The organism is Paracoccus tegillarcae, from assembly GCF_002847305.1.
Lineage (GTDB): Bacteria > Pseudomonadota > Alphaproteobacteria > Rhodobacterales > Rhodobacteraceae > Paracoccus > Paracoccus tegillarcae.
On sequence record NZ_CP025408.1, the window covers coordinates 3,434,780 to 3,460,028 of the forward strand.

24 protein-coding genes and 1 pseudogene are annotated in these 25,249 nt (G+C 62.5%); 13 read left to right on the forward strand and 12 right to left on the reverse strand.

Annotation, left to right across the window (positions count from 1 at the left end; translation table 11 throughout):
* The first annotated feature begins 2 nt into the window (after positions 1-2).
* Both CUV01_RS16890 and CUV01_RS16895 read left to right on the forward strand, forming a co-directional pair.
* Entirely contained in the window at positions 3-587 is a 585-nt protein-coding gene (locus CUV01_RS16890) for a cytochrome b/b6 domain-containing protein (RefSeq protein ID WP_101461491.1), read from the forward strand.
* Positions 584-1,096 (forward strand): helix-turn-helix transcriptional regulator, encoded by a 513-nt coding sequence (locus tag CUV01_RS16895; protein WP_101461492.1) that lies wholly within the window; start codon positions 584-586, stop codon positions 1,094-1,096. Before CUV01_RS16890 ends, CUV01_RS16895 begins: the two co-directional genes overlap by 4 nt.
* A 9-nt stretch (positions 1,097-1,105) precedes the next feature.
* Here CUV01_RS16895 and CUV01_RS16900 read toward each other — a convergent pair whose 3' ends face one another.
* Entirely contained in the window at positions 1,106-1,552 is a 447-nt protein-coding gene (locus CUV01_RS16900) for a GNAT family N-acetyltransferase (protein WP_101461493.1), read from the reverse strand.
* A 91-nt stretch (positions 1,553-1,643) separates the two neighbouring features.
* Positions 1,644-2,486: an AAA family ATPase gene (locus CUV01_RS16905; protein ID WP_101461494.1), complete on the reverse strand. Its 843-nt coding sequence runs from the start codon at positions 2,484-2,486 to the stop codon at positions 1,644-1,646.
* A 175-nt stretch (positions 2,487-2,661) separates the two neighbouring features.
* Between CUV01_RS16905 and dksA the strand changes: the two genes are divergently transcribed.
* The 3 genes and pseudogenes from dksA to CUV01_RS16920 all read left to right on the forward strand — a co-directional run bounded on the left by dksA (position 2,662) and on the right by CUV01_RS16920 (position 5,728).
* Positions 2,662-3,084: an RNA polymerase-binding protein DksA gene (dksA, locus tag CUV01_RS16910; protein ID WP_101461495.1), complete on the forward strand. Its 423-nt coding sequence runs from the start codon at positions 2,662-2,664 to the stop codon at positions 3,082-3,084.
* A 150-nt stretch (positions 3,085-3,234) separates the two neighbouring features.
* Entirely contained in the window at positions 3,235-4,356 is a 1,122-nt protein-coding gene (locus CUV01_RS16915; RefSeq protein ID WP_101462189.1) for an FAD-dependent monooxygenase, read from the forward strand.
* 85 nt (positions 4,357-4,441) lie between these two features.
* A pseudogene (locus CUV01_RS16920) lies at positions 4,442-5,728 on the forward strand (O-acetylhomoserine aminocarboxypropyltransferase/cysteine synthase family protein).
* Between the two features lie 104 nt (positions 5,729-5,832).
* Here the strand turns inward: CUV01_RS16920 and CUV01_RS16925 are convergent.
* A complete protein-coding gene (locus CUV01_RS16925; protein WP_101461496.1) occupies positions 5,833-6,924 on the reverse strand; it encodes an SIMPL domain-containing protein in 1,092 nt (363 codons plus the stop codon).
* A 179-nt stretch (positions 6,925-7,103) separates the two neighbouring features.
* On the opposite strand from CUV01_RS16925, the gene CUV01_RS16930 reads away from it, so the two are divergent.
* Positions 7,104-10,142 (forward strand): ribonuclease E domain-containing protein, encoded by a 3,039-nt coding sequence (locus tag CUV01_RS16930; protein WP_101461497.1) that lies wholly within the window; start codon positions 7,104-7,106, stop codon positions 10,140-10,142.
* Entirely contained in the window at positions 10,142-12,106 is a 1,965-nt protein-coding gene (locus CUV01_RS16935) for a monovalent cation:proton antiporter-2 (CPA2) family protein (RefSeq protein WP_101461498.1), read from the forward strand. The genes CUV01_RS16930 and CUV01_RS16935 overlap by 1 nt, the downstream gene beginning before the upstream one ends.
* 42 nt (positions 12,107-12,148) lie before the next feature.
* On the opposite strand, the gene CUV01_RS16940 is transcribed toward CUV01_RS16935, so the two are convergent.
* Both CUV01_RS16940 and CUV01_RS16945 read right to left on the reverse strand, forming a co-directional pair.
* Entirely contained in the window at positions 12,149-13,177 is a 1,029-nt protein-coding gene (locus tag CUV01_RS16940; protein ID WP_101461499.1) for a TraB/GumN family protein, read from the reverse strand.
* Between the two features lie 78 nt (positions 13,178-13,255).
* Complete coding sequence (locus tag CUV01_RS16945) at positions 13,256-14,614, reverse strand: glycosyltransferase family 4 protein (RefSeq protein ID WP_101461500.1); 1,359 nt, start codon at positions 14,612-14,614, stop codon at positions 13,256-13,258.
* 193 nt (positions 14,615-14,807) lie between these two features.
* On the opposite strand from CUV01_RS16945, the gene CUV01_RS16950 reads away from it, so the two are divergent.
* Positions 14,808-15,095, forward strand: coding sequence for a co-chaperone GroES (locus CUV01_RS16950; protein WP_101461501.1), 288 nt, complete (start codon positions 14,808-14,810; stop codon positions 15,093-15,095).
* Positions 15,096-15,150: 55 nt separating this feature from the next.
* Complete coding sequence (gene groL, locus CUV01_RS16955) at positions 15,151-16,806, forward strand: chaperonin GroEL (protein ID WP_101461502.1); 1,656 nt, start codon at positions 15,151-15,153, stop codon at positions 16,804-16,806.
* An 89-nt stretch (positions 16,807-16,895) separates the two neighbouring features.
* On the opposite strand, the gene CUV01_RS16960 is transcribed toward groL, so the two are convergent.
* Positions 16,896-17,222, reverse strand: a complete 327-nt coding sequence (locus CUV01_RS16960; RefSeq protein WP_101461503.1) for a transporter — start codon at positions 17,220-17,222, stop codon at positions 16,896-16,898.
* Between the two features lie 245 nt (positions 17,223-17,467).
* On the opposite strand from CUV01_RS16960, the gene CUV01_RS16965 reads away from it, so the two are divergent.
* Positions 17,468-18,442, forward strand: a complete 975-nt coding sequence (locus CUV01_RS16965) for a cation efflux transmembrane domain-containing protein (RefSeq protein WP_101461504.1) — start codon at positions 17,468-17,470, stop codon at positions 18,440-18,442.
* Between the two features lie 146 nt (positions 18,443-18,588).
* Here CUV01_RS16965 and CUV01_RS16970 read toward each other — a convergent pair whose 3' ends face one another.
* On the reverse strand, positions 18,589-18,777 hold the full coding sequence (locus CUV01_RS16970; RefSeq protein WP_101461505.1) for a hypothetical protein: 189 nt from the start codon (positions 18,775-18,777) through the stop codon (positions 18,589-18,591).
* 284 nt (positions 18,778-19,061) lie between these two features.
* Positions 19,062-20,060 (reverse strand): thioredoxin-disulfide reductase, encoded by a 999-nt coding sequence (gene trxB / locus CUV01_RS16975; RefSeq protein WP_101461506.1) that lies wholly within the window; start codon positions 20,058-20,060, stop codon positions 19,062-19,064.
* A 136-nt stretch (positions 20,061-20,196) separates the two neighbouring features.
* On the opposite strand from trxB, the gene CUV01_RS16980 reads away from it, so the two are divergent.
* Positions 20,197-20,697, forward strand: a complete 501-nt coding sequence (locus CUV01_RS16980; protein WP_101461507.1) for an Lrp/AsnC family transcriptional regulator — start codon at positions 20,197-20,199, stop codon at positions 20,695-20,697.
* Positions 20,698-20,817: 120 nt separating this feature from the next.
* On the opposite strand, the gene pgeF is transcribed toward CUV01_RS16980, so the two are convergent.
* The 3 genes from pgeF to lgt are packed head-to-tail and all read right to left on the reverse strand — an operon-like array spanning position 20,818 to position 23,487.
* On the reverse strand, positions 20,818-21,582 hold the full coding sequence (pgeF, locus tag CUV01_RS16985; RefSeq protein ID WP_101462191.1) for a peptidoglycan editing factor PgeF: 765 nt from the start codon (positions 21,580-21,582) through the stop codon (positions 20,818-20,820).
* Positions 21,566-22,624, reverse strand: coding sequence for a class I SAM-dependent methyltransferase (locus CUV01_RS16990; protein WP_101461508.1), 1,059 nt, complete (start codon positions 22,622-22,624; stop codon positions 21,566-21,568). The genes pgeF and CUV01_RS16990 overlap by 17 nt, the downstream gene beginning before the upstream one ends.
* Positions 22,621-23,487, reverse strand: coding sequence for a prolipoprotein diacylglyceryl transferase (gene lgt / locus CUV01_RS16995; RefSeq protein WP_101462190.1), 867 nt, complete (start codon positions 23,485-23,487; stop codon positions 22,621-22,623). Before lgt ends, CUV01_RS16990 begins: the two co-directional genes overlap by 4 nt.
* A gap of 117 nt (positions 23,488-23,604) precedes the next feature.
* Between lgt and CUV01_RS17000 the strand changes: the two genes are divergently transcribed.
* Complete coding sequence (locus CUV01_RS17000) at positions 23,605-23,853, forward strand: accessory factor UbiK family protein (RefSeq protein WP_101461509.1); 249 nt, start codon at positions 23,605-23,607, stop codon at positions 23,851-23,853.
* Here CUV01_RS17000 and CUV01_RS17005 read toward each other — a convergent pair.
* Positions 23,844-24,137 carry a DUF6476 family protein gene (locus tag CUV01_RS17005; RefSeq protein WP_101461510.1) on the reverse strand — a complete coding sequence of 98 codons (294 nt, stop codon included), beginning with the start codon at positions 24,135-24,137 and terminating at the stop codon, positions 23,844-23,846. The two genes, CUV01_RS17000 and CUV01_RS17005, sit on opposite strands and share 10 nt — an antisense overlap.
* Between CUV01_RS17005 and CUV01_RS17010 the strand changes: the two genes are divergently transcribed.
* Complete coding sequence (locus CUV01_RS17010; RefSeq protein ID WP_101461511.1) at positions 24,136-25,164, forward strand: RluA family pseudouridine synthase; 1,029 nt, start codon at positions 24,136-24,138, stop codon at positions 25,162-25,164. The two genes, CUV01_RS17005 and CUV01_RS17010, sit on opposite strands and share 2 nt — an antisense overlap.
* Positions 25,165-25,249 lie beyond the last annotated feature (85 nt).

Sequence of the window (25,249 nt, forward strand, 5' to 3'; positions counted from 1 at the left end):
CGATGGCCGGCACACCTGTATCTGCCGGCGACACGGGCGGGGGCGAAAGCACCCGCATCGTGCCGGTCTGGGATCCGCTGGTCCGGTTGATCCACTGGTCGCTGGCACTGTGTATCCTGCTGAACGGCTACGTCACCGACCCGGAAAGCGACCTGCACGAGGCCATCGGCTATATTGCACTGGCGCTGGTGCTTACCCGGTTGCTTTGGGGGCTGATCGGCCCCCGCCCGGCCCGCTTGATGTCATTCCCGCCCTCGCCCGCGCGCGCGATGCGGCATCTGCGCGCCTTGCAACAGGGCGACAAGACGGTGCATCTTGGCCACAATCCGCTTGGTGCGCTGATGGTCTGGAATATCTGGGCCACGGTTGGCGTGATCGTTACCACCGGGATCATGATGGGGACACGCCGCTATTTCGGCGTGCAATGGGTCTTAAGCGTGCACGAAATCATGTTCAATTGGCTGATCGTCTCGGTGGCGCTGCATATCGGAGGCGTGATCTTCGACAGCTGGCGATCCCGCGTGCCGCTGGTGCGCGCCATGATCGACGGACGCAAGCGCATCCCGGCGGATCGTCCCGTCGAATGAGATACAGCACCTCATTGTCCAATCCGGCAGAGCGGCGGGCGGCAACGCTTGCCGCTTTGATTGTGGTTCTGGCACTCTGCGCCGCCTTCTTTATCGGCGATGTGATCGGTGACCTCCGCCGGGACGGGGTCGGCTGGCATATCAGCCTTGAGCTGTTCACCACCGCAGCACTCGGCACCGGCGTGGTTCTGCTGATGATCGAGCTGCGCGATATGCTGCGTCGCATGGACAGTCTGGATCGCGGCATCCGGGCGGCACGTGGAGAGATGGCCAAACTGATCGACAGCTTTTTCCAGGGCTGGGGCCTGACGCCTTCGGAACGCGATGTAGGGCTGCTGATCCTGAAAGGCTTTGACAACGAGGCCATCGCCGGGCTGCGCGGCGTGGCGGTGGGCACGGTGCGCGCCCAATCCGCGCGCATCTATGCCAAGGCCGGCGTGGACGGACGCGCGCAGCTGTTCAGCATCTTCATGGAAGAGTTGCTGGCAGAGCCGCCGACCCAGCCATGATTGCGCGCCCTACGCCCTGTTATAGCGGATAAAGGCCGTTTTCACCCCGACCCGATCATAAAGCATCCGGCCGCGATAGTTATCTTCCGCTGTCAGCCAGTAGACATCCGGCACCCCCGCCGCATCCGCCGCCGAATAGACAGCCCCGATCAAGGCGCGCGCGACGCCTTTGCCCCGGGCCTCGGGTCTGGTGAAAAGGTCCTGCAGATAGCAGGTGCCAGTCGGTATGCGGATGTTCGGATGAAACACGTAATGTGTCAGCCCCAGCAATCGTCCGCCCTCAGCGGCGACCAGCCCATGAAACTCTGCCGGGTCGTCATTCAGCAGTCGCTGAAAGACCTCTGCAAAAAAGTCGGCGGGCAGACCGGGCCGTTTATAAAACGTCTGATAGCCGTCATACATTTCTTGCCACTGTTCGCGGTCATCGGGCCCGAGCGGGCGAATCGAAACGGACATGAGAACCTCTATTCTCGTCAGGGACAGAATTCACGTTTCGCCAGCAGGTGACATGGCGGGACCGCTTCGCGCTGGTCGGACGGCCCGTCTGTCAGCGCCCCTGCCGCCGGGTCATGAAGGCCAGCTTTTCGAACAGGGCGACATCCTGTTCGTTCTTGAGCAGCGCCCCATGAAGGCGCGGCAGGATCTGCCCCGGCTGGCGTTGCAGATCCTCGGGCGACAGGTCTTCGGCCAGAATCAGCTTGAGCCAGTCCAGAAATTCGCTGGTCGAGGGCTTTTTCTTCAACCCCGGCGCGTCGCGCAGATCAAAGAACTGGGTCAGCGCAGCATCCAGCAGGCGCGGTTTCAGGCCCGGATAATGCACATCCACAATTCGTCGCAGCGTGTCGGCATCGGGAAAGCTGATATAGTGAAAGAAACAGCGGCGCAGAAAGGCGTCAGGCAGTTCCTTTTCATTGTTCGAGGTGATCACGACGACCGGGCGGTGTTGGGCCTGGATCGTTTCGCCGGTCTCGTAAACGTGAAACTCCATCCGATCGAGTTCCTGCAACAGATCGTTGGGAAACTCGATATCGGCCTTGTCGATCTCATCTATCAGCAGAACGGTCTTTTCATCCGCTGCAAAGGCCTGCCACAGCTTGCCCTTGCGGATGTAGTTGGCGACGTCATTCACGCGCGCATCGCCCAACTGGCTGTCGCGCAGCCTGCTGACGGCGTCATATTCATACAGGCCCTGCTGAGCCTTTGTCGTTGATTTCACGTTCCATTCGATGATCGGCAGACCCAGCCCCACGGCGATCTGGCGCGCCAATTCGGTCTTGCCGGTGCCCGGCTCGCCCTTGACCAGCAAGGGCCGCTCCAGCGTTACGGCCGCATTGACGGCAATCGCCAGTTCTTCAGAGGCGACATAATCCGACGTTCCGGTAAATTGCATTACGATCCCTTTGCCCTACTGCCCGTTGGGTCGCGGCACACTAGGGCGCGGTTTGGGCCACCGCAAGCGGATGCGCGTTGGTGGCGCTAACACGGATCGACAAGCCATGTCGCATCCTTTAAGGGTCCGCGCGAGGTGCCGGGACCCCCACCAACTCGGCCGAGCCGGAGGAAAAATGAAAGCCCAGACCTTCCTGCCGCAGGATTATCGTCCCGCAGAGGACGAACCTTTCATGAATGATCGTCAGTTGGAATATTTCCGGCGGAAGCTTGAGACATGGAAAAACGAATTGCTGGAGCAATCGGCTGAAACGCTGGAGGGATTGCAGGATAGCGGTCGCAGCGTGCCCGATATCGCCGATCGCGCCAGCGAGGAAACCGACCGTGCGCTGGAACTGCGCACCCGCGACCGCCAGCGCAAACTGGTCACCAAGATCGACAGCGCCATGCGCCGGATCGAGACCGGCGAATACGGTTATTGCGAAAAGACCGGCGAGCCGATCAGCCTGAAACGCCTTGACGCGCGTCCCATCGCCACCATGACGCTGGAAGCACAGGAAAAGCACGAGCGCCGCGAGCGCGTTCACCGCGACGACTGACCCGATCTGCCGCTGGCAGCCAAGCCCTGCCAGCGCCTTCCTGACCCACCGCGTCCCGGCTGAACCGAGGCCGATCATGAATTTTGCACAATCTGTCCAGATGCCGGCCACGACCGGCTTGGCAAGGCCTGTGCAGACAAGCGGGTGCCCGTGACGACCGCCACAATCATCGGGGGCGGCGTCGCCGGTCTGACCGCCGCATTGGCGCTGGTTCAGCGCGGCGCATCGGTCAATCTTTTCGAGCGCGCGGCCGAACTGACCGAAGTCGGCGCGGGCCTGCAACTTTCCCCCAATGCAGGCCGTGTTCTCGAGGCTCTGGGTCTTGGCCCTGCGCTGGACGCCGTGTCGATCCGCAGCCGCGGGGTTCGCATGTGGGATGCGCGGGCACGGCCCATCGCGGTGCTGGATTTTGCGTCGCGGCGCCCCGACGCCCGTTTCCGGATGATCCACCGCGCCCGCCTGATCGAGGTACTTGCCAAGGCAGTGCAAGCGTCAGGCGCCACGATCCGGCTGTCCCATGTGGTCGACGCCCTGCCCCGCGATCCGCTGGTTATCGGCGCAGACGGATTGCACAGCCGCGTGCGGCAGGCACTCAACGGCACCGAAGTGCCCTATTTTTCAAATCAGACGGCATGGCGTGCCTTGATCAGCGACCCCGAGCCACCGCTTGATGGCCAGGGCTGGGTAGATCTGTTTCTCGGCCCCAGGAAACATCTGGTCAGCTATCCTCTGGCCGGGGGATTGCGTAATATCGTCGCCGTGGCCGAACGCTACGACTGGCAGGCAGAGGGCTGGTCGCACAAGGATGATCCGGCCAATCTGCAGGCAGCCTTTGTCGATTTTGGCGGCCCCGTTGCCAACTGGCTGGCCCGGATCGAAGACACCGGCATCTGGGGATTGTTCCGCCATCCGGTCGCGCCGCGCTGGCATGATGACAGTCGCGTCCTGATCGGCGACGCCGCGCATCCCACGCTGCCCTTCATGGCTCAGGGCGCGGCGCTGGCCATCGAGGATGCTTGGCTGTTGGCCGCATGCCTGGATCAGATCAGCGACCAGCCCTCGGCCCTGATGCGTTTTCAGCAAATGCGCGCGCCGCGAGCCACCAGGATCGTCGCACTGGCGGACCAGAATGCCCGACATTATCACCTGAAAGGCCCCAAGCGGATTGCGGCGCAGAGCGCGTTGCGGCTGATGGGGCGGCTGTCGCCAGAGCGGCTGGTGTCCCGGTTCGACTGGATCTACGACTACGATCCCGTGTCGCAATCCGTGTGAGCCATCAGGCATTTGCAAGAAACATCATTGCCCCTTGCCGCGCCAAGCGACTAACCTGCCGCCAATTGATCCAGCGGAGGAACACATGACCCGGCAACAGGGATTCGATACTTTGGCCATCCATGCGGGCACCGAGCCCGACCCGGCCACCGGCGCGGTGCAAGTGCCGATCTATCAAACCACGGCCTATGCCTTTCGTGACGCTGATCACGCCGCCAAATTGTTCAACCTGCAAGAGGTCGGCTATATCTACTCACGCCTGACCAACCCGACCATTGCCGCGCTGCAAGGCCGGATCGCGGCACTAGAGGGCGGCGCGGGTGCGGTCTGCTGTTCCTCGGGCCACGGGGCGCAGATCATGGCGCTGTTCCCGCTGATGGGACCGGGGCGCAACATCGTTGCCTCGACGCGGCTATAAGGCGGCACGGTGACGCAATTTACCCAGACGTTCAAACGCTTTGGCTGGTCCGCGACATTTGTCGATCTGGACGATACCGAGGCACTGCGCGCTGCGATTGACGACGACACGCGGGCGATCTTTTGCGAATCGATCAGCAATCCGGGCGGTTATGTCACCGATATCCCGGCTGTGGCCAAGATCGCGCAAGAGGCCGGCATTCCGCTGATCGTCGACAACACTTTGGCCACGCCCTATCTGTGCAAACCGATGGAAATGGGGGCGACGCTGGTCGTCCACAGCCTGACCAAATACATGACAGGCAATGGCACGGTAACCGGCGGTGTCGTGGTCGATAGCGGCAATTTCGACTGGTCGGCCTCGGATAAATTCCCCAGTCTGTCGCAGCCAGAGCCCGCCTATCACGGGCTGAAATTCCACGAAACCTTTGGCAATCTTGCCTTTACCTTCCACAGCATCGCCATCGGTTTGCGTGACCTGGGCATGACCATGAACCCTCAGGGCGCGCATTACACGCTGATGGGCATCGAGACCCTTGGCCTGCGCATGCCGCGCCATGTGGAAAACGCGATGACCGTGGCCGAATGGCTGGAAAAAGACCCCCGCGTCACCAGCGTTACCTATGCCGGTCTGGCCTCGTCGCCCTGGAATGCAACAGCGCAGCGCGTCTATCCCAAAGGCACGGGCGGGTTGTTCACCTTTGAGATCAAGGGTGGCTACGAGGCGGCGGTCAAGCTGGTCGATGCGCTGCAATTGTTCAGCCATGTCGCAAATCTGGGCGATGCGCGATCACTGGTGATCCATTCGGCCTCGACCACGCACCGGCAGTTGACCGAGGATCAGCAGCGTGCCGCTGGCGCCGGCCCCGAGGTCGTTCGCCTGTCCATCGGCCTCGAGGACACGGCGGATCTGATCGCTGATCTGGATCAGGCTCTGGCACAAGCAACGGCCTGATGGCGGATTGCGGCCCTGATGGGGCGCGACACCGACCAACCTGACTGAAAAGGCCCAGGGCGTGATCGCGCCCTGGGCCAATTTTCTTGCTGCATCCGGTTGCTTCAGTTCGACGGCTGAACCGGTGCGCCTTCTGTCGGTGCCTCGTCCATGATTTCTTCGGCCTCGGCATCGGTCACGGTGCCCGCCTCGGGCGCGCCGGGAACCACCGGGTCGGTTCCCGCATCCTCAGCCGCGGCCCCTTCGGCCGCGCCATTTTCGTCGTTGGGCGCGGCGTCGGTATCGGCACCTGTATCGGTAGCAGCGCCCGCATCGGTGTCGGCGCCGCTGCCGCTATCGGCGCCGTCATGCGCGCCTTTCATCCGATCCGGACCGCAGTCACCCCCACCCTGCGCACCGACCAGCGCAAATTGCATCTCGATGCTGGCCTGCATCGCCATCTCGCCGCCAGCAACCGGGACGCTTTGCGCGCCTGCGGCATCCATTGCCTGCCGCATCATCCGGGGCTCGGGCGGGGTCGTGCCGTAGACCACATCGCGCATGGTCAAGACCGGGCCAAGCGTCAGGCCTGCGGCCTCGGCCATGATCTCGGCCCGGTGGCGGGCATCCGCCACGGCGTCGCGGCGTGCATCGTCCTGAACCTGATCGGAATCGTCGCGGCCAAAGGTGATGCCGTTGATCTCATTCGTGCCGGCCGTCACCAATGTGTCCAGCGTCGCACCAAGACTGTCCAGATCACGCACGCGCACCGTCACCATATTCTGCGCGCGGTATCCCGACACCTGCGGCGGCTGGCCTTCGCGCGAATAATCGGTGACGGGTGTCAGGTTCAGGCCAGAGGTCTGGATGTCGCGCCCCTCGATCCCGGCCTCGGCCAATGCCTCGAAAACGGCTGTTTGCTGCGCCGAGTTCTGCTCCATCGCGGCGGCGGCGGTGTCGGCCTGCGTCGTCACGCCAAGGTTGATCGTCGCGATATCGGGCTGGGTCAGCGCCTCACCCTCGCCCGTGACCGAGATCCGCGCGGCGTGGCCACGCATCATCTTGCCATGGCAGGCGTGATCGCCGCCTTTGCCCGGCGCGGCCATCGCGGCTTGACCGCCCAGCAGCATCGTTCCGGCCAGTATCGTCGCCAGAACGGCCCGGGGGCCGGGATTGCGGGATTGCCCGGCGGGCAGGCTGAAATCGGGTTTTGTCATCTGAATCGCTCCCTCTCGCGAAGAACAGTATCGCCGAACGTCTCTTTAGCCGAATTGTTCAAGGAAATGCGTTCACAGCTTCGCCAGTTTCCCTTTCCAGACACCATAAATTGAGGTAGACAGTGGTGCATAACACCAGATCGGGGCAAACCCGTGTGTCGAGGCAGAGCAGTAACGTCATGACCAAGCATTTTGATGCCGCATTTGCGATGAGTTTTACCCAGGAAGAGGTCGTACTGGAACGGCGCGCCCCCGAGGGCTGGAAAAGGCTGGGCGCCGTCCGGTTTTCAGGCAGCGATATGGGGCAGCAACTCAACGTGATGCGCCAGCAGGGCGCGGCCCCCGCCAATCAGGATCCGTCACCCACTCCGGACACCTTGCTGGTGATCCCGGACGATCAGATCCTCTATACCACCCTGACCGTGCCGCCGGGACCAGAACCGCGCCGCGCGGTCGCCCGCGCGCTGGAAGGGCTGACCCCTTACGCGGTCAAGGATCTGGCGTTTGACTGGGTGCCTGCAAGCGATGGCCATGCCGACAGCCTGCGGGTTGCCGCAGTGGCCCGCCGCACGCTGGACGAGGCCGAAAGCTTCGCGCTGGACCAGGGCTTTCGTCCCGCCGGCTTCATTGCCCGTCCGGATGCTGACCGCTTTCCCGGACAACCGAATTTCGGGCCCAGCAAGCTGCAGGGCGATTTTGAACGGCAGGTCAGCGTGACCACGCCGGATTTGCAGCGCGCAGGCGTCACTGCCGCCGGTATTGCTGACATGCCTGATGGCCCTGTCCCGACGGGGCCGGTGGTCTCGCGCATTATCCCGCATGTGCTTGCAGCGATACCCGCGGCAAAACCCGCTGCTGCAGTGGCCACAACCGATCGCCCTGCGCCGCAGCCGCGTCAGGTCGTGTCCGAATTTGTGCCGCCCTCAACGCGCGGGCGGACGGTCGAACCGAACCGCCGGCCTTTGCGCACGACCACGGACAAGCCGTCAGAGCGCGATGAGGTAACGCGGCCACCGCGCAGCAATGAGCCGGTGATCCGCCACCCGTCTGATACCCCCGACGCGCAAAGTGACCGCCGCGCGTTACCGCCGCGCGCGCAGGCCTTTCACGGTCGCGCCGCCGAGGCCCGCGCGCGTCGCGATGGCGCGTCACCCGCAGAGGACACCAGTGGCCCCAAGGCCCTGCTGGCCAAGGCAACCGGCATTGCCAGCAACCGCCTGCCCAGCACCTTCACGGTGATGATGGGCCTGCTGCTGCTGGCGCTGCTGGCGACTCTGGTTTTCTTTGGCGGCGGCAATGGCTCGCCCGATGAAGATGTCGTTGCGGCAGCCGAAGAAACGCCTGAGATCACGGCACCCGCATCCAATGAACCGGAGATTGCAGCGGTCACCGCCCCCGATCAGACCGCCAGCGACTCGCCCGTGATCGAAGACACGACCGAGCCGGTGCAAGCCGCACCAGAAGAACCCGAGGTCACAGCAGTCGAACCACTGCCCGAGGTTAGCCAGCCGGCACCTGCCGGTAATCTTGCAGAAGAACCAGCACTGTCCGAGACAGCTGGTCGCGACGCTGCGGTGACGGCGGCGCTCGCCGAGGCTCAGGCTGATCTGGCCGATGAGGCAGCGCTTGCTACCGCAGCTGAGCGCCAAGATGCGGTCACGGAAACTGCCGCCGAAACTGATATCGACCCCGCGCCACCTGCACAGCCCGATGAAGAGGTGACCGCCGAGGCAGCCGACGCACCTGCCGAGGCATCGCCGCCGACAGCCGCCAGCGAAACCGCCTCGGCCGTTGCCCAACCGGCCCCGCTGCGGACGATGGCCTTGTCACGCTCGTCCCGGCCCGCCGCGCCGCCAAGCCGCACGGCATTACCCGCGCCCAATGATGCAACGCCGGTCGTTCCGGCCAATCCGCAGCCCTTCGAGCAGCGGACCGAACCCGCGCCCGTCCAGCTAAGCGGCATTCGCCCGCCGTCTCGCCCCAGCACCCCTGCCGCGGCGCCCGTACCTGCGCCAACTCCGGCTGCGGTTACTGCGCCAGCGCCCGCACCTGCAGCAGCGCCTGCCCCGGCACCCGCGCCAGCGGCCGCCGCGCCCGCTGCACCTGCAGCAGACAGTCTTGAACGCTCGACCCGGCCGCCTTCCCGGCCATCGAACCTTTCGCTGAATCTGCTTTCCCCCCGTGGTGATGACCAAAGGCAGGCAGGGCTAAGCGCCAAAGAGATCCGCTATCTTGAAGACCTGCTGCAAGACCTGCGCACAGCCGAGTTGGGATCAGGCGGGCTAAGCGAGGCAGAGCGGGGCGCCGTGATCCTGCTGGCGCAGGCCCGGCCACAGCGCCGCCCGGTCGATGTCGGCGCCAGCACGCAAAGAGCCGTCGCCAATGCTGTCGCTGCGGCGATGGACGCGACGCCACCACCAGCAGCGCCCCGGCCACAATCCGAACCGCCGCGCACCGCCGCGTCGCCCGCAGCGACCGGCGGTCTTTCTAATTCTGCGCGGCCTCGGCAGCGCCCCGCCTCGGCTGCCGGCCGCGGCAGTTCTGATCGCCAGTCCGTCGAGCAGGCCATCGCGGCTGCCGTCTCTACCGGACCGCTTACGCCCGGTGCTACGGCGCTGAACGCGCTGGCCTCTTCGCCCTTGCCCCCACGCCGCAGCGGCAACCGCACGGTCGCAGCCGCCGCCCCGCAAACAGCCGCAGCGGCGCCTGCGCCAAGCGGCCCCGATCAGGCCGCAATCGAGGCACAGCGCCGCGAAGACGATGCATTGCAGGCCCAGGCCGAAGCCCGCGCCCGTGCCCGCGCCGCCACTGATGCGAAAGCCGAGGCGCAGGCTCGTGCCGCCGCCGAAGCCCGCGCCCGCGCGCAAGCAGAAGCCGAAGCCCGCGCTGCAGCCGCGCGCAACCAGTCCTATACCCCGCCCGAGGCCGAAACAGAGCCCGAGGTCACGACGGCGATTCCAAAAGGCTCCAGCAGCGGCGCGGTGGCCGCCACAGCGACGGTCAAGGACGGTATCCCGCTTAAGCGCACCCAGATCATCGGCACCATCGGCGCCGGTAAGGGCAGCCGTGCATTGGTGCGCCTGTCCAATGGCAAGATCATCACCCTGCGACTTGGTGACAAGATTAACGGTGGAACCATCACCGAGATTGGCAATAGCCGCATCACCTATGCTAAAGGTGGACGCAGCAGCCAGTTGGCGGTACTCGACGGGCGTTAATGGAAAATTTTCTACTGATTTCGACCATCTTCCTGTTGACGATGGTCATTGCCGTTCCGCTTTCGGCGCGGTTGGGGCTGGGGTCTGTCCTCGGCTATCTGATTGCGGGCATTCTGATCGGTCCGGTTCTGGGGCTGGCCGGCAGCGAGTTGACCGAGCTGCAACATTTCGCCGAGTTTGGCGTGGTGATGATGCTGTTCCTCATCGGACTGGAACTGGAGCCGCGCAACCTGTGGAACATGCGGCGCAAGCTGATGGGGCTGGGCGGCGCGCAGGTCGCCGGAACGATGGGGCTGATCTTTGGCATCGGCCTGCTGGCCGGGCAGACATGGCAGGTATCGCTGGCCCTTGGCATGATCCTGTCTCTCAGTTCGACCGCCATCGTTCTGCAGACCCTTTCGGAAAAAAGCCTGATGCAGACGGCCGGCGGACGGTCGACCTTTGCGGTTCTGCTGACGCAGGATATCGCCGTCATTCCGATGCTGGCACTGATGCCGCTCTTGGCGACACACACATCCACTCCGGCGGGTGGTGACGGCCACGGCGAAGAGTTCATCGGCGAGGCGATCATGGCCAGCCTGCCCGGTTGGGCCGCAGCCATTGTGACGCTGGCCGCCGTTGCCGCCGTGATCCTGCTGGGCCAATATCTGATCCGCCCGATCTTTCGCTATGTTCATGCCGCACGCCTGCGCGAGATGGACACGGCCCTTGCGCTGTTGATCGTGGTGGGAATTGCCTCGTTGATGACGTTCGTCGGCCTGTCGCCCGCGCTTGGTACGTTCCTGGCGGGCGTCATGCTGGCGGGCTCAGAGTTCCGGCACGAATTGGAAAGCCAGATCGAACCCTTCAAGGGGCTGCTGCTGGGGCTGTTCTTCATCACCGTCGGTGCGGGGATGAATTTCGACATGCTGGCGGCCAATCCGGTGCCGATCCTGTCGGTCACCGCAGGGCTGATCGCAATCAAGGCCGGCGTGTTGTTCACGATCGCCCGTGCCACCGGCATGGCTGATCGTGACCGTTCACTGTTCACACTGGCACTGGCGCAGGCTGGCGAATTCGGCTTCGTGCTGATTTCCTATGCGGCCTCGCTGGTCATTCTGCCCCGCGCCATGGCCGAGGGGTTCCTGCTGGTGATCGCGCTGTCGATGCTGGCCTCGCCGCTGCTGTTCATCGCCTATGATCAGGTCGCAAAACGGGTGGGCGATGGTGGCGAACATCAAGACGCCGACGATATTGACGACAATCAGCCGATCATCATCGCCGGTGTTGGCCGATTTGGGCAGGTTATCAACCGGCTGGTCACCATGTCCGGGTTTCAGACAACCGTGCTGGACCATGATCTCAAACTGATCCAGCTGATGCGGCGCTTTGGCTTCAAGGGCTATTTTGGCGACCCGACCCGGCCCGAGATCCTGGCCGCAGCCGGGCTGGACAAAGCCCAGATCCTGGTGGCGGCGCTGGACGATCCGGCCTCGAATATCAAGCTGGTGCGCTATGCGCGTGAAAAGCGGCCCGATCTGCGCATTATCGCCCGCGCCCGCGACCGTGTGGTGGTCTACCAGCTTTACGAGGCAGGGGCGGATCACATCGTGCGCGAACTTTTCGATTCCAGCCTGCGTGCCGCGCGCTATGTGTTGGAAAACGCCGGGCTGTCGGAATACGAAGCGTCCGAGTTGGAAAAGATCTTCTACCGGCTGGACCGTGCGAATCTGCGTGAACTGGCCGAGGTCTGGCGCCCCGGCTTGCCGATGGAACAGAACGCCGATTACATCCAGCGGTCGCAAGATCTGAACAAGGTGCTGGAAAATGCCCTGATGGAACGGTTCGCGCATGGCCCCTCGGCGGCGCCCATCAACCCCGATGATGACAGCGTCGATCAGGCGCCCGAGCACGAATTGCAGATGCCGCCGCGTCCCGGTGGGCGAAAGGTGCGTCCGGTCACGACCGAATTACACGGCGACTAGTTCCCGGCTGCGACTGCAATCGCCAACGCATCGCGGCGCGACCTATTCGTCCAGCCGCTCGATCGTCCAGCCGTTCTGCTGCAGCAGGCGCAGAACGCCCCGCTCGCCGGGCAAATGCAGCGCACCAAAGCCAGCGACGACACCCCTGCCCTGTTCCGCTGCCTCAGCCGCGGCTTGTTCCAGCGGCGCGATCCAGCTTTCGTTGCGCGCATCCATCAGCATGGTCTGGGTCAGGGCCATCTGCTCATCGACCTCTGCCTTGCTGAGACCCGAGTTCTCATAGGCGTCGAACCGCCCGAATTCCCAGATCGTCCAGACATCCGCGTCGAAATAGGCCTCGGTCAGGGTGACGGCATAGTTGTCGGCATATTGCGCCGCAGGCAGCGTCGCCCGGATCATGTCTTCTTCCTGTTCAGCCGTCAGATCCCCGAACAGGCTGAAGACGGTATCCCACGGCTCAAGCGCGCGCACCGGCACATCCATGGCGTCGGCGCGTTCGATCAACATGCTGTCCAATCCATGCACCCCGCCATCGGCGTTGATGCCGCGCAGCATGCAGGGCGAAATCCCCAGCATCATCGACACAAACCACGGCCTGAGCTTTGAGGTGATGACGGCAGGCGTCCCCCGTTCGGCCATTGCCTCGGAAAGGGCCTGCCATTCCTGTGTCGTCAAACGCTCGGGCAGGGTCGGCCCGTCGGTGATCACCGTCAGCGATGGATCCTCTGCCAGGGCCTCGGCCAGTCGCGCCTCTTCATCGGGGCCAGCCTCGACCATGACCAATGCGGCATCGCGCAGCGGCGCCTGCAAACGCGCCATCGTCGCGTCATGGCGTGGATCGGGGAAATGATAGGTGCCGATCAGCGTCATGTGCTGGTCGTCTTTGGTGGCCCGCCACAAAAGCCCACGATGATAGGGCACATCCTCGACCGCGTTCCGCAAATGCGCCCGTGTCTCGGACGGCAAGGCGTCGATCAGATTGTTTCCGACACAGTCCGACGCGCTGGTCTGCGCGCTGGCTGGCACAGACCACACCACAGTCGCGGAAAGGGCGGCAATAACGAGGCGCATCGGAACTCCGTTCACGGTTTCCGCCGCAGGATGACACAGCTCGGAACGGCGTGCCACTCTTGCCGATCACAGCAAAGGTCAGTCGAACTCGCCACGATCCCTCAGTGGGTTCCCGGTCAGAATATCATCCCAATAAGCCAGCGTTGCGCGGGCCTTTTGGTCCCAGGTGTAATATTGCTGTGCATAGATCTGGGCTGCGCCTGCACGGGCGCTGGCATCGTCGGGGTCCTCGACGCTCGCAATCAGCATATTGCGATAGCTTGCCACCAGATCGTCTAGCGGCGCAAGCGGTGCTAGATGACCCCTTCCCCGACCCGCCAGATGGCCCGGCGCACCGTAGTCGGTCACGATCGGACACATGCCGCAGGCCATCGCCTCGATGACAACCCCTGCGCCAAGTTCGCGGATCGAGGGGAAGATGAAACCGTCCGCGTCACGCATCATCGCGGCCAGTTCGGACTGGCTCTTGCTGCCTTCGAAATGCACCACTTGTTCCAAGCCGTGACGTTGCACGATTTCCTGCAGCCGTGGCATTTCGGGCCCATCGCCGACAATATGCAACCGATGTTCGGCAAGCCGAGGGTCCACGCCCGCCGCGTGCCCGCCGCCCGCTGCCACAAAGGCCCGGATCGCGACTTCGGGCAACTTATAGGGCACCAGCCGGCCGGCAAAGATGAACCGGTACGGCCCCTGCCCGCCAAAGGCCGGTTTATCACGCCCGCGCGCGTGGAAGATATCGGGATCCACGCCGACTTCGGGAAAGTTCACTACCTTGCCCGGCGCTGCGGCGCGCAGTTCTGCTATCGTGTGTTCGAACCCGGCCAGTACCAGTGCTGCATTCTTGAATGTACCGCGCGCATAAGGCAAATGCCGCGCCACCTTGCGCAGCGCCCTCAGTCTTTCGCGCTCTCGCTTTTGTTCTCCGCGAAACGCCGCTGGCCATGGCAGGTTTCCGTTCAACGGACCAAGAACAAAGGGCTGATCGACTTTGCCCGCGATATAGCTGGGTAGGGTCGGCGACATTGGCGTGATCCGTTGAACCAGATCGAAGCGGCCCGCGCGCAGTTCATTGCGGAACCGTTTCCAGACCTCGCGCTCGAAAGCGAGATAGGGCAGGTATTGCATGATCATGTTGGTCGACCAGGCAACATTCGTCCCGCCGCGCAGCCGGGTCGACAGCCGATACATCGGCGCTGCGACGTATTCGTTGTCGACGTAGACAAACTCGATCCCTTTCGCATCCGCTATCTCGATATTCTCTCGATTTCGGACATGCGTGGCCACTGTGATATTGGCCACTCGGGACAACGCCAGCGCATATTTGTATCCGACAATCGGCAGCGACGGCCATTCCGGGTTGCAGTCGTCAGCCAACAGCAGGACCGAGAGGCGCGTATCCCCCGCGTCGTCAGCAGATGGGTCCTCTGTCGCAGTCATCAATTGGCCTCCATGGGAGCGTTCGATTTTCGAGTTACCGGCATGACTTCACCTAGGTCAAGTCTGGCCATGTTTTTTCAGTTCACCCCCGTTGACACATCTCGGCCTCCGCCCTAGATCACCCGCATTGGCACTCGCATGCGGTGAGTGCCAACAACAGACACTGCAACCTGAAACACAGGAGTGTTCACAAATGGCATTCAAACCGCTGCATGACCGCGTCTTGGTCCGTCGCGTCGAATCCGACGAAAAGACCAAAGGCGGCCTGATTATCCCGGACAGCGCCAAAGAAAAACCCGCCGAGGGCGAAATCGTCTCGGTCGGCGAAGGCGCGCGCAAAGATTCGGGCGAGCTGATCGCACCTTCCGTCAAGAGCGGCGACCGCGTTCTGTTCGGCAAATGGTCCGGCACCGAAGTGACGCTGGACGGCGAAGAGCTGCTGATCATGAAAGAAGGCGACATCATGGGTATCATCGGCTGATCGGCCGACCCTGACAAGCACTTCATTTCACACGACTTTACTCAGGAGAGATAACATGGCTGGCAAGGACGTTAAGTTCAGCACCGACGCCCGTGACCGTATGCTCAAGGGCGTGAATATCCTGGCCGATGCGGTCAAGGTTACGCTCGGCCCCAAAGGCCGCAACGTGGTCATCGACAAATCCTTCGGCGCACCGCGCATCACCAAGGACGGTGTCACCGTCGCCAAGGAAATCGAACTGTCCGACAAGTTCGAAAACATGGGCGCGCAGATGGTCCGCGAAGTGGCTTCGCGCACCAATGACGAGGCCGGCGACGGCACCACCACCGCGACGGTTCTGGCACAAGCCATCGTCCGCGAAGGCATGAAGGCGGTTGCCGCCGGCATGAACCCGATGGACCTCAAGCGCGGCATCGACCTGGCAACCGCCAAAGTCGTTGAATCGATCAAATCCGCTTCGCGCCCTGTCAATGACAGCGACGAAGTTGCTCAGGTCGGCACCATCTCGGCCAATGGCGAGGCCCAGATCGGCCGCTTTATCGCCGATGCCATGCAGAAAGTTGGCAACGAGGGTGTGATCACCGTCGAAGAAAACAAAGGCATGGATACCGAAGTCGAAGTCGTCGAAGGCATGCAGTTCGACCGCGGCTACCTGTCGCCCTACTTCGTCACCAATCCCGACAAGATGATCGTGGATCTGGAAGACGCCTATATCCTGCTGCACGAAAAGAAACTGTCCTCGCTGCAGCCGATGGTTCCGCTGCTGGAGGCCGTGATCCAGTCGGGCAAACCGCTGCTGATCATCTCGGAAGACGTCGAAGGCGAGGCTCTGGCCACGCTGGTCGTCAACAAACTGCGCGGCGGCCTGAAAATCGCTGCTGTCAAAGCTCCGGGCTTCGGTGATCGCCGCAAGGCCATGCTGCAGGACATCGCCATTCTGACCGGTGGTCAGGTGATCAGCGAAGATCTGGGCATGAAGCTGGAAAATGTCGGCATCGAGATGCTGGGCACCGCCAAGAAAGTCACCATCAACAAGGACAACACCACCATTGTTGACGGCGCTGGCGAGAAAGCGGAAATCGAGGCACGCGTTGCCCAGATCCGTCAGCAGATCGAAGAAACCACCAGCGATTACGACAAAGAGAAGCTGCAGGAACGTGTGGCCAAGCTGGCTGGCGGTGTTGCTGTTATCCGCGTCGGTGGCATGAGCGAAATCGAAGTGAAAGAGCGTAAGGACCGCGTAGATGACGCGCTGAACGCTACTCGTGCGGCTGTGCAGGAAGGCGTCGTCGTCGGCGGCGGTGTTGCTCTGGTTCAGGGCGGCAAGGCACTGGACGGCCTGAAGGGCGAGAACTCGGATCAGGACGCAGGCGTCAGCATCGTACGCCGCGCGCTGGAGGCTCCGATGCGCCAGATCGCTGAAAACGCAGGCGTCGACGGTGCCGTAGTTGCCGGCAAGATCCGCGAATCGAGCGACAAGGCATTTGGCTTTAACGCGCAGACCGAAGAATATGGCGACATGTTCAAGTTCGGCGTCATCGACCCGGCCAAAGTCGTGCGTACCGCGCTGGAAGACGCGGCATCGGTTGCTGGCCTGCTGGTCACCACCGAAGCCATGATCGCCGAAAAGCCCGAGCCGAAAGGCACAGGCGGCGGCATGCCCGATATGGGCGGCATGGGCGGCATGGGCGGCATGGGCGGCATGATGTAATCATCCCCCTGCCCGATATGGCAGACATGACGAAGGGCGCCCTGCGATGGGCGCCCTTTTTCTTTGCGCTGAACGATACGACGACGCCGCTAGCTGCGATGGCTCATGATCAGTAACGACGCCATGGCCAGGGCCACGCCAAGCGCCTCTCGCGGGCCGATCGGTTCTCGAAAGACGATGACGCCCAAGGCTGCCATCAATATCAATGTGCCGGAAGAATAGAGCACGCCAACGGCAGCCAGTGAATGCTTGCGCATCAGAAAGAACCAACCAATCGCGGACGCCCCATACATCATTGAGCCGATGACGAAGCTGCGCGACAGCAATCCATCCGGCAATGCAGTGGCAAGCTTGATCAGATAATCGCCAAGGACCGTCATCAAAACAACGATCAGCAAGAGCCACAGGGTCGACATAACCGCGCCTTATTAACAAGATGTATAAATATTTAATTATAGTTAATTAATTAATAATTTTCAAATATAATATTATATATCGATTCAATGCCTGCCTCGAAGCACAGAACGAACTCATAACGAATTAAAAAAGCATTTCTCGTCATGAGATCATACCAACCCGCGAAACATCTATCAGTTCTGACCCGATGGCAGATCACCGCAACACCGGCTAGGATTGCCCTCTGAGGGACAAGGTGCGCCAGATGACCAGTGCTGCAATACAAGACACCCGAACCCGCGAGGCGCGGTCACTGACCATCGCCATGTGGGGCAATCTGTTCATGGCCGCCGCCGGCCTGCTGGCAGGGTTCCTGTCCAATTCGGGCGCGATCATGGTGGATGGGCTGTTTTCAATGATCGGCTTTCTTTCTGCGCTGCTGGCGCGGCGGATCAGTCGGAAACTCGATGCCGGGCCCGACCGCTTGCGGCCTTATGGCTATGCGGCAGACGAGGCGATCTTTGTCACCTTCCGCTCGTTGTCGCTGCTGGGTCTGGTCCTGTTTGCGGTGACGGCGGCGGCCAAGAATATCTTTGACTATATGACCGGAAGCGTCCCTGAACCGCTGATCTTCGGGCCGATGATCGGCTATTTCAGCTTGATCGGTGCGACATGCTTCGCGCTTTGGGCGACGCATTATCGGGCCTGGCTCAAGACCGGGCGCAAAAGCGACATCCTGCAGCTGGAGGCCCGCGCCGCGGCCTTTGACGGGCTGATCACCGCTGCAGCCGGGATGGGACTTGGTCTCATCTATCTGCTGCGTGACGGGCCGCTTGGAGGCCTTGCGCCGATTGGCGATTCGCTGATTGTGCTGCTGCTGTGCCTGACGGTCGTCGGGCAGTATTATGGCGGCTTTCGTGCTGGCCTGAGTGAGTTGGCCGGTGTGACCGCCTCGCCCGAGCGGATTGCCCGTGCCCGCCGCGCCATGCGGCCGGCACTGGTCGCGGATGGTGGCAAACTGCTGGACATGTCTGTGATGAAACTGGGCCGCAGCTTTCAGGTGACGGTCTATTACGATCCGGGGCGTCCGATCACTGCCGAACAGATCGACACGCTGAACCTGAGGCTACAGCATGGCGTGCAACCCACCCTGCCCGGCGGAGAGGTTCTGCTGTTCATCACCCGCTATCCGCGCCGTTGGCCGGGCAATATGCCCGCCTTGGCCGGGACACCGGGTTGAATTTCGGCGCGGGTCGCTGACAGCCCGATTGGGGGGGAAGACTGTGAGCGACCCGCTTGCTGCGCGGGGGCAATGCGGCCGCGCGACTTGAAAATTCCTGGAAAGGTTCTGCTCGGGCGAGGAGGGGGCCTCGCCCGAGTTGACAGTTATTCGTAGACCCGCGCCACAAGGGACAAACCTTCAGGGCCCGGCCTGCGTTTCAGGCTGCTGAACGCCGGCGGCGTCATCTCATAGCCGAAATCAATTCGATCTTGGGGATAGCGCAGAAAGGCCGGCAGTTTCTGCCTGATTTCCTGCGAACCATTTTGATCGCTGTCCTTATCGACCGTCGCCATTTCAAATCTCCCTACTATTTACCTGACGCCTGACCATCACCGAACCTGAAACCAAAAACACCAACACTTAGTCCGGTCGCATCCGCTAAAAAACAACTAGGAAACGAAGCGCCTTACTGAATTCATCTTGCGGCAAGTCGATGGCAAGGACAAAAAATTTCAGGCCCGAGAATATGAATCCTGACCTTAAAGACAGTTTTGACGCAACGTCCTGCAACAAACGCAACGTAATCGGCCGCCCTGAAAGAGCGGCCGACACGAATATCTTGGGGGAATCAGGGGTTTTAGCTTGCGGGAACGGTCTCGGCCAATTCGCCCGCGTCTGGCGCCGGCTCACCCGCCTGGCCATGTTCAGCCAGAAAATGCTCTGCGTCCAGTGCAGCCATGCACCCCATACCGGCACTGGTCACGGCCTGACGATAGATATGGTCGGTCAGATCGCCCGCAGCAAAGACGCCCGGCACCGAGGTTCGGGTGCTGCCCGGCTGCACCTTTACATAGCCGCCGTTATGCAGGTCCAGCTGTTCCTTGACCAACTCACTGGCGGGCGCATGTCCGATGGCGATAAAGACGCCATCGCCGTCCACCTGCATCGTCGAGCCGTCCTTGGTCGAGCGCAGAACCGCCCCGGTCACGCCCAGAGGATTTTCCTGCCCGGTCACCTCGGTCAATTCGTGATCCCAGATGATCTCGACCTTGGGATTGTTAAACAGCCTTTCCTGCAGGATCTTTTCTGCCCGCAGACTGTCGCGGCGATGGACCAGCGTCACCTTGGAGGCGAACTTGGTCAGAAACAGCGCCTCTTCCACGGCAGTATTGCCGCCGCCGATCACCAGAACCGGCTTGCCGCGATAAAAGAAACCGTCGCAGGTGGCACAAGCACTGACGCCGAAACCCTTGAACTTTTCTTCGCTTTCCAATCCCAGCCAGCGCGCCTGCGCGCCCGTTGCCAGAATGACCGCATCGGCAGTCACCACATGCCCGCTGTCACATTCGGCGCGGAACGGACGCTTGGACAGATCCAGCGAGGTGACGATATCGGTGACAATGCCGGCCCCCATGGCGCGGGCGTGAGCCTCCATATTCACCATCAGTTCGGGACCCTGGATTTCGGTCTCGCCGGGCCAGTTTTCGACCTCTGTGGTGATGGTCAGCTGTCCGCCGGGCTGCATTCCCTGGATCAGCAGGGGGTTCAGCATCGCACGCGCGCCATAAACCGCAGCCGTGTAACCCGCCGGACCCGAGCCGACGATCAGCAATTGCGTATGTGTGGTTTCGGACATGTCTCGCCTCATCTCGGTTTCGCCTTACCTAGTGCCCCGATGGCCGCTCTGCAATGCGCGGAAAGCCAAGAAAGAATGTTGCGCAGGATCTGGCCGCAAGGTAGTTTCCGGCAAGATTTAAGGGCTAGAGGGCAGAATGGCAGGCGCAAAGCTGGACGATATCGACCGCAAGATCCTGTCCGAGTTGCAGGCCGACGGGCGCATGACCAATGTCGAGCTGGCGCGCCGCGTCGGCATCTCGGCCCCGCCCTGCCTGCGCCGCGTCCGCGCGCTTGAGGAACTGGGCTATATTCGTGGGTATCACGCCGATATCGACCCGCGCGAGTTGGGCTTTGAGGTGCAGGTCTTCGCCATGGTCCGGCTGGCTTCGCAATCCGAACGTGATCTGGCAGCGTTTGAAACACTGTGCTCTGACTGGCCGCTCGTACGCGAATGCCACATGCTGAACGGCGAGATCGATTTCATCCTGAAATGCGTATCGCCCGACCTGTCGACCTTTCAACGGTTTCTGACCGACAATCTGACCGCCGCGCCCAATGTGGCAAGCGTAAAGACCTCACTGGTGATCCGCTGCGCCAAGGACGAGCCCGCCGTGCCGTTCGAGGTGGTCGAGGAAAGAATCAGAGACGCCGGATGACGCGGGCGGCGTCGTCGCGATGGCGATATGACCGTTTGTCCCTGCAGCCGGCACGATTTGGCCCAGGCCTCGGGGCCTGAAACGCAGGTGGTAGGTAACGATTGGCGGGCCTCACCCGTGCTATAGCGAAATCACCGAAATCAGGCGCCCATAGTCCGCCTGTCCCTCATGCGTCGCGCGACGATAGCTGAAGAAGCGGTCGGGGTCGGAATAGGTGCAATGGCCTGAATATTCGGCATCGACGCCGGCCGCGCGCAGTCGCGAAAGGCCAAAACCCGGCAGGTCGAACATCGGGCGTCCATTCGGGCCACCGGAAAAGAAACGTGTGTAGTCCATGTCTTCGGCAATGAAATCTTCCATGAAATCCTCGCCGACTTCATAGGCACGCTGGCTGATCGTCGGGCCGATCACCGCGCGGATATTCATGGCCCCTGCCCCGCGCATGGCCGCGACCGTGGCCTCTAGCACGCCATTCAGTGCGCCTTTCCAGCCGGCATGCGCGGCACCTATGACGCCCGCGTCAGGGTCGGCAAAGAGCACCGGCTGGCAATCCGCCGTCAGCACGGCCAGCGCCACGCCGGGCTGGGTCGTCACCAGCGCATCCGCCTGAATTTGCGCGATATCTTCGAGGTCAGACGTCTCATCCACGGTGACCACATTGGACGAATGCACCTGATGGACGGTCACCAGACGCGCGGGCGGCACGCCCATCGCCTCTGCCACACGTCCGCGGTTCACGCTCACCGCCTCGGCCTGATCCGAGGATCCGCGACCGCAATTCAACCCCGCGAACAGGCCGGAACTGGCCCCGCCTTTGCGCGTGAAAAAGCCGTGCCGGACATTGCCCAGCAGCGGATGTGTCAAAATCTCAAGCATGACTTGCATCATCGTCCAGCGCAGTGAAACCAGGCACTGGCGCGGCACCTTGCGGCCAGATCGCCAGCATCTTGAAAAGGTGACCCATCTCGTGTGGATCGGTCAAGCGGTGATACCCCGCCATCGCCGCCTTGTCACCCGCAGCCTCAAGCCGCGATGCCCGTTCCTTGATCCCCATCATGGCCAGCCAGTCGCCCTGAAAGACAGGGCGAGCGGCCACCGCACCGGCAGAGATCGCCGCTGCAGCCAGAGGGGCGAAATCCACATGCGCTGTCAGATCGGCTTCGCCGGGATGGGCCAGCGGATCGTCAAAGGCATGGTTGCGCATCGCCTGAAACGTGTCGCCCGATCCGTTCCAGCCACCGTAATCCGCGATGATCGCCGCGCCGCCATGCGCAGCGATCCGCGCGGCAATCTGCCCGATAATGGCTGGCGCTGACGGGCAGGTTTCGTAGATGTCACCGACCGCGCCCTCGCGCGGCAGATCCACCGGCGCAGCCAAGCCCATGGACAGCCGGTCGCCATCCAGCCCGACCACGCGCTCCGCCCATCCATCAGACACGCGCTGAAACTGACGGATCGGCAGCGCATCGAAGAATTCATTGGCCATCAGGAACAAGGGCGCGGCTGGCAGATCGTCAACCGCGTCGAGATGGCTCACGCGACCCAGCTTTTCGCGCTGCAAACCGCGCAGATGCGCCGAGGCCTCGATCAGCGCGACCTGGGCCGCATCCGACATGCCCGGCGCCACACGGATCGCACGCAGCATATCGGCCATCAGCGTGCCACGCCCGGGCCCCGGCTCGGCCAGGGTAAAGGGAGCGGGTTGGCCCTGATCCAGCCAGGCCTGTGCAAGGGCAAGGCCGCAAAGCTCGCCGAACATCTGGCTGATCTCGGGGGCTGTGGTGAAATCGCCCGCCGCGCCAAAGGGATCGCGGGTGGCGTAGTAACCATGCATGGGGTGCAGCAGGCAGATATCCATATAATCGGCCAACGTCATCGGCCCGGTCGCACGGATCTGCGCCGCGATGATATTGGCCAGCGGGGTCATGCCCGCCGGGCGCGCAGGATAAAGAACAAACCCAGCAGGACCATGGGCAAGGACAGGACCTGCCCCATCGACAGCCCCCAGACGGGGCCACCGATCACATGGCCAAGCGGGTTATCGGGCGTGATGAATTGCGCGTCGGCCACGCGAAACAATTCGACGAAAATGCGCGACAGGCCGTAACCCATCAGAAAGACGCCAAATGCCAGACCCGGCCGCGTCAGCGCGCCTGCGCGCGCCAAGCCCCACAAAATCAGGCCAAGCAGCAGCCCCTCCAGCCCCGCCTCATAGAGTTGGCTGGGGTGACGGGCGCATAGCCCCTCGATGCCGGGACAATACTGCGCGGCCTCGCCGGGGAAAATGACGCCCCAGGGCATATCGGTCGGTCGGCCCCATAGCTCTGCATTGATGAAATTGGCGATGCGGCCAAAGAACAGTCCGACCGGCGCGACGACCGCCAGGGCATCGGCCAGCCGCAAGGGCGCGATCTGGTGACGCCGGGCGAACAGCCAGGCTGCGACGATCACGCCCAGAAAACCGCCGTGAAAACTCATCCCGCCCTGCCAGACCTTCACGATGTCCAGCGGGTTGGCCAGATAATAGGCAGGCTCATAAAACAGCACAAAGCCTAGCCGCCCCCCCACGATCACGCCCAGAATGATCCAGGTCAGCAGATCATCCACCAGTTCGGGACGCATGGGCACGGTGCCGCCCCACAGCGCGGGCCGCCGCATCAGGCCGACCACCAGACGCCAGCCAATGATCAGCCCCGCCAGATAGGCCAGCGCATACCAGCGCAGCGAAAAACTGAACTCGCCCAGTTGAAGGGTAAAGATTTCCGGGCTGATATCGGGAAAGGGGATCATGACGTCTCGCATGTGGCGTTGCGCGGCAGGCTTAGCGGCATGGGGGGCACTGTCAACATTGAACCCCGGGACATTCTCGCCCATATGGATGACAATTCAGTCAGAAAGGACTGCCGGATGAGCACCAATAACCGCTTTTTCGACGACATGTCGAAGCTGATGACAAATGCCATGGGCGTGGCCCAGGGCGCCAAGGGCGAAGCCGAGAACGCCATGAAATCTTGGGTAGATCGCTGGCTGGCCGACCGTGATTTCGTCACCCGCGAGGAATTCGATGCCGTGCGCGACATGGCCATCAAGGCGCGCACCGAAAATGCCGAGCTAAAGGCGCGGCTGGACAAGCTTGAGACGAAATCTCAGGGCTGAACCCGCGATATCATCGCGCCGCTCTGATCATAAAGCAGCACCTCGCCCGCATCTGTCACAACGACGATGAAGTCGCGGGCGAAGGTGACGGCCTGCACGGATGCGCCGTCAGGCAGAACGATATTGGTGGGCAAATCCGGCAGCATCGGCTGGCTGAGCCTGATCCACAGCAAGGCCACGATCGCGATCATGCCCAAGCCCATCACCACAGACAGGCCGGTCACCAGCATTTTCAGCCAGCGCAGTTCCGCCGCCGATGTCCAACCCCTGTCTTCCTGATCCATGTCCGACCTTGTGATCATCATTCCGGGCAGTCCGCCCGCACGGCTTGATAAGGCGCTTGCGCTTGCAGTGCCAGAGGCAGCCGCGCTTTCGCGGTCGCGTCTGGCGCGGCTGATCGCCGATGGCGCGGTCACCGGACCCGAAGGCGTCATCCGCGATGGCAAGGCCCGCGTCAGTGAGGGGCAGGAATATCGCATCGCCGTGCCCCAGCCCGAACCGGTCGAGACCCGCCCAGAGGCGATCCCGCTGAGCATCGCATATGAGGATGCCGACCTGATCGTCGTGGACAAGCCCGCCGGCATGGTCGTCCACCCTGCCCCCGGCAGCCCGAATGGCACGCTGGTCAACGCGCTGCTGGCGCATTGCGGCGACACGCTGTCGGGCATCGGTGGCGAAAAGCGTCCCGGCATCGTGCACAGGATCGACAAGGATACATCGGGACTGCTGGTCGTCGCCAAATCCGACCGTGCCCATCATGGACTGGCCGCGCAGTTCGAGGCCCATAGCGCAACCCGCCGCTATCTGGCGCTGGCGCATGGTGTGATCGATCTGGCCGATCCACGCCTGCGCGGTGTGCCCGGCACCAGCTTCGAGGATGGCAACGTCCTCAAGATCACCACACGCCTGGCGCGACATGCGAGCGACCGGCAGAAGCAGGCGGTCTATTTCGACAGAGGCCGCCACGCGGTGACGCGCGCGCGGATGTTGGAACGATTCGGCAAACCACCCTCGGCCATGCTGGTCGAATGCAGGTTGGAAACAGGCCGCACCCATCAGATCCGTGTCCATTTGGCGCATGCGGGGCTGGGGCTGATCGGCGATCCGGTTTACGGCGGTGCAAGACGCGCATCGGCCCGTGCGCTCGGAGAGGCGGCCCAGATGGCGGCCGATTTTTCCCGTCAGGCACTGCATGCCGCGCATCTGGGCTTTGATCATCCGGTGTCAGGCGAGCCACTTGCCTTTGACAGCCCCATGCCACAGGATATGGCAGCCCTGCTGGACCTGCTGCGCAAGGCGCCACAAACTTGACAAAAACGTTATCTTCACCTATCTTCCATAACCCGCGTTCTGCGGCAACTATTTCCCAGCCTCTCCCGTGCCTCTGGCGCGTAGA

Excerpts from the sequence above, each read along its gene's own strand:
- CUV01_RS16890 (WP_101461491.1), top strand. The coding sequence starts at position 3 with ATGGCCGGCACACCTGTATCTGCCGGCGACACGGGCGGGGGCGAAAGC.
- CUV01_RS16895 (WP_101461492.1), top strand. The coding sequence starts at position 584 with ATGAGATACAGCACCTCATTGTCCAATCCGGCAGAGCGGCGGGCGGCA.
- CUV01_RS16900 (WP_101461493.1), bottom strand. The coding sequence starts at position 1,552 with ATGTCCGTTTCGATTCGCCCGCTCGGGCCCGATGACCGCGAACAGTGG.
- CUV01_RS16905 (WP_101461494.1), bottom strand. The coding sequence starts at position 2,486 with ATGCAATTTACCGGAACGTCGGATTATGTCGCCTCTGAAGAACTGGCG.
- dksA (WP_101461495.1), top strand. The coding sequence starts at position 2,662 with ATGAAAGCCCAGACCTTCCTGCCGCAGGATTATCGTCCCGCAGAGGAC.
- CUV01_RS16925 (WP_101461496.1), bottom strand. The coding sequence starts at position 6,924 with ATGACAAAACCCGATTTCAGCCTGCCCGCCGGGCAATCCCGCAATCCC.
- CUV01_RS16930 (WP_101461497.1), top strand. The coding sequence starts at position 7,104 with ATGACCAAGCATTTTGATGCCGCATTTGCGATGAGTTTTACCCAGGAA.
- CUV01_RS16935 (WP_101461498.1), top strand. The coding sequence starts at position 10,142 with ATGGAAAATTTTCTACTGATTTCGACCATCTTCCTGTTGACGATGGTC.
- CUV01_RS16940 (WP_101461499.1), bottom strand. The coding sequence starts at position 13,177 with ATGCGCCTCGTTATTGCCGCCCTTTCCGCGACTGTGGTGTGGTCTGTG.
- CUV01_RS16945 (WP_101461500.1), bottom strand. The coding sequence starts at position 14,614 with ATGACTGCGACAGAGGACCCATCTGCTGACGACGCGGGGGATACGCGC.
- CUV01_RS16950 (WP_101461501.1), top strand. The coding sequence starts at position 14,808 with ATGGCATTCAAACCGCTGCATGACCGCGTCTTGGTCCGTCGCGTCGAA.
- groL (WP_101461502.1), top strand. The coding sequence starts at position 15,151 with ATGGCTGGCAAGGACGTTAAGTTCAGCACCGACGCCCGTGACCGTATG.
- CUV01_RS16960 (WP_101461503.1), bottom strand. The coding sequence starts at position 17,222 with ATGTCGACCCTGTGGCTCTTGCTGATCGTTGTTTTGATGACGGTCCTT.
- CUV01_RS16965 (WP_101461504.1), top strand. The coding sequence starts at position 17,468 with ATGACCAGTGCTGCAATACAAGACACCCGAACCCGCGAGGCGCGGTCA.
- CUV01_RS16970 (WP_101461505.1), bottom strand. The coding sequence starts at position 18,777 with ATGGCGACGGTCGATAAGGACAGCGATCAAAATGGTTCGCAGGAAATC.
- trxB (WP_101461506.1), bottom strand. The coding sequence starts at position 20,060 with ATGTCCGAAACCACACATACGCAATTGCTGATCGTCGGCTCGGGTCCG.
- CUV01_RS16980 (WP_101461507.1), top strand. The coding sequence starts at position 20,197 with ATGGCAGGCGCAAAGCTGGACGATATCGACCGCAAGATCCTGTCCGAG.
- pgeF (WP_101462191.1), bottom strand. The coding sequence starts at position 21,582 with ATGCAAGTCATGCTTGAGATTTTGACACATCCGCTGCTGGGCAATGTC.
- CUV01_RS16990 (WP_101461508.1), bottom strand. The coding sequence starts at position 22,624 with ATGACCCCGCTGGCCAATATCATCGCGGCGCAGATCCGTGCGACCGGG.
- lgt (WP_101462190.1), bottom strand. The coding sequence starts at position 23,487 with ATGATCCCCTTTCCCGATATCAGCCCGGAAATCTTTACCCTTCAACTG.
- CUV01_RS17000 (WP_101461509.1), top strand. The coding sequence starts at position 23,605 with ATGAGCACCAATAACCGCTTTTTCGACGACATGTCGAAGCTGATGACA.
- CUV01_RS17010 (WP_101461511.1), top strand. The coding sequence starts at position 24,136 with ATGTCCGACCTTGTGATCATCATTCCGGGCAGTCCGCCCGCACGGCTT.
- CUV01_RS17005 (WP_101461510.1), bottom strand. The coding sequence starts at position 24,137 with ATGGATCAGGAAGACAGGGGTTGGACATCGGCGGCGGAACTGCGCTGG.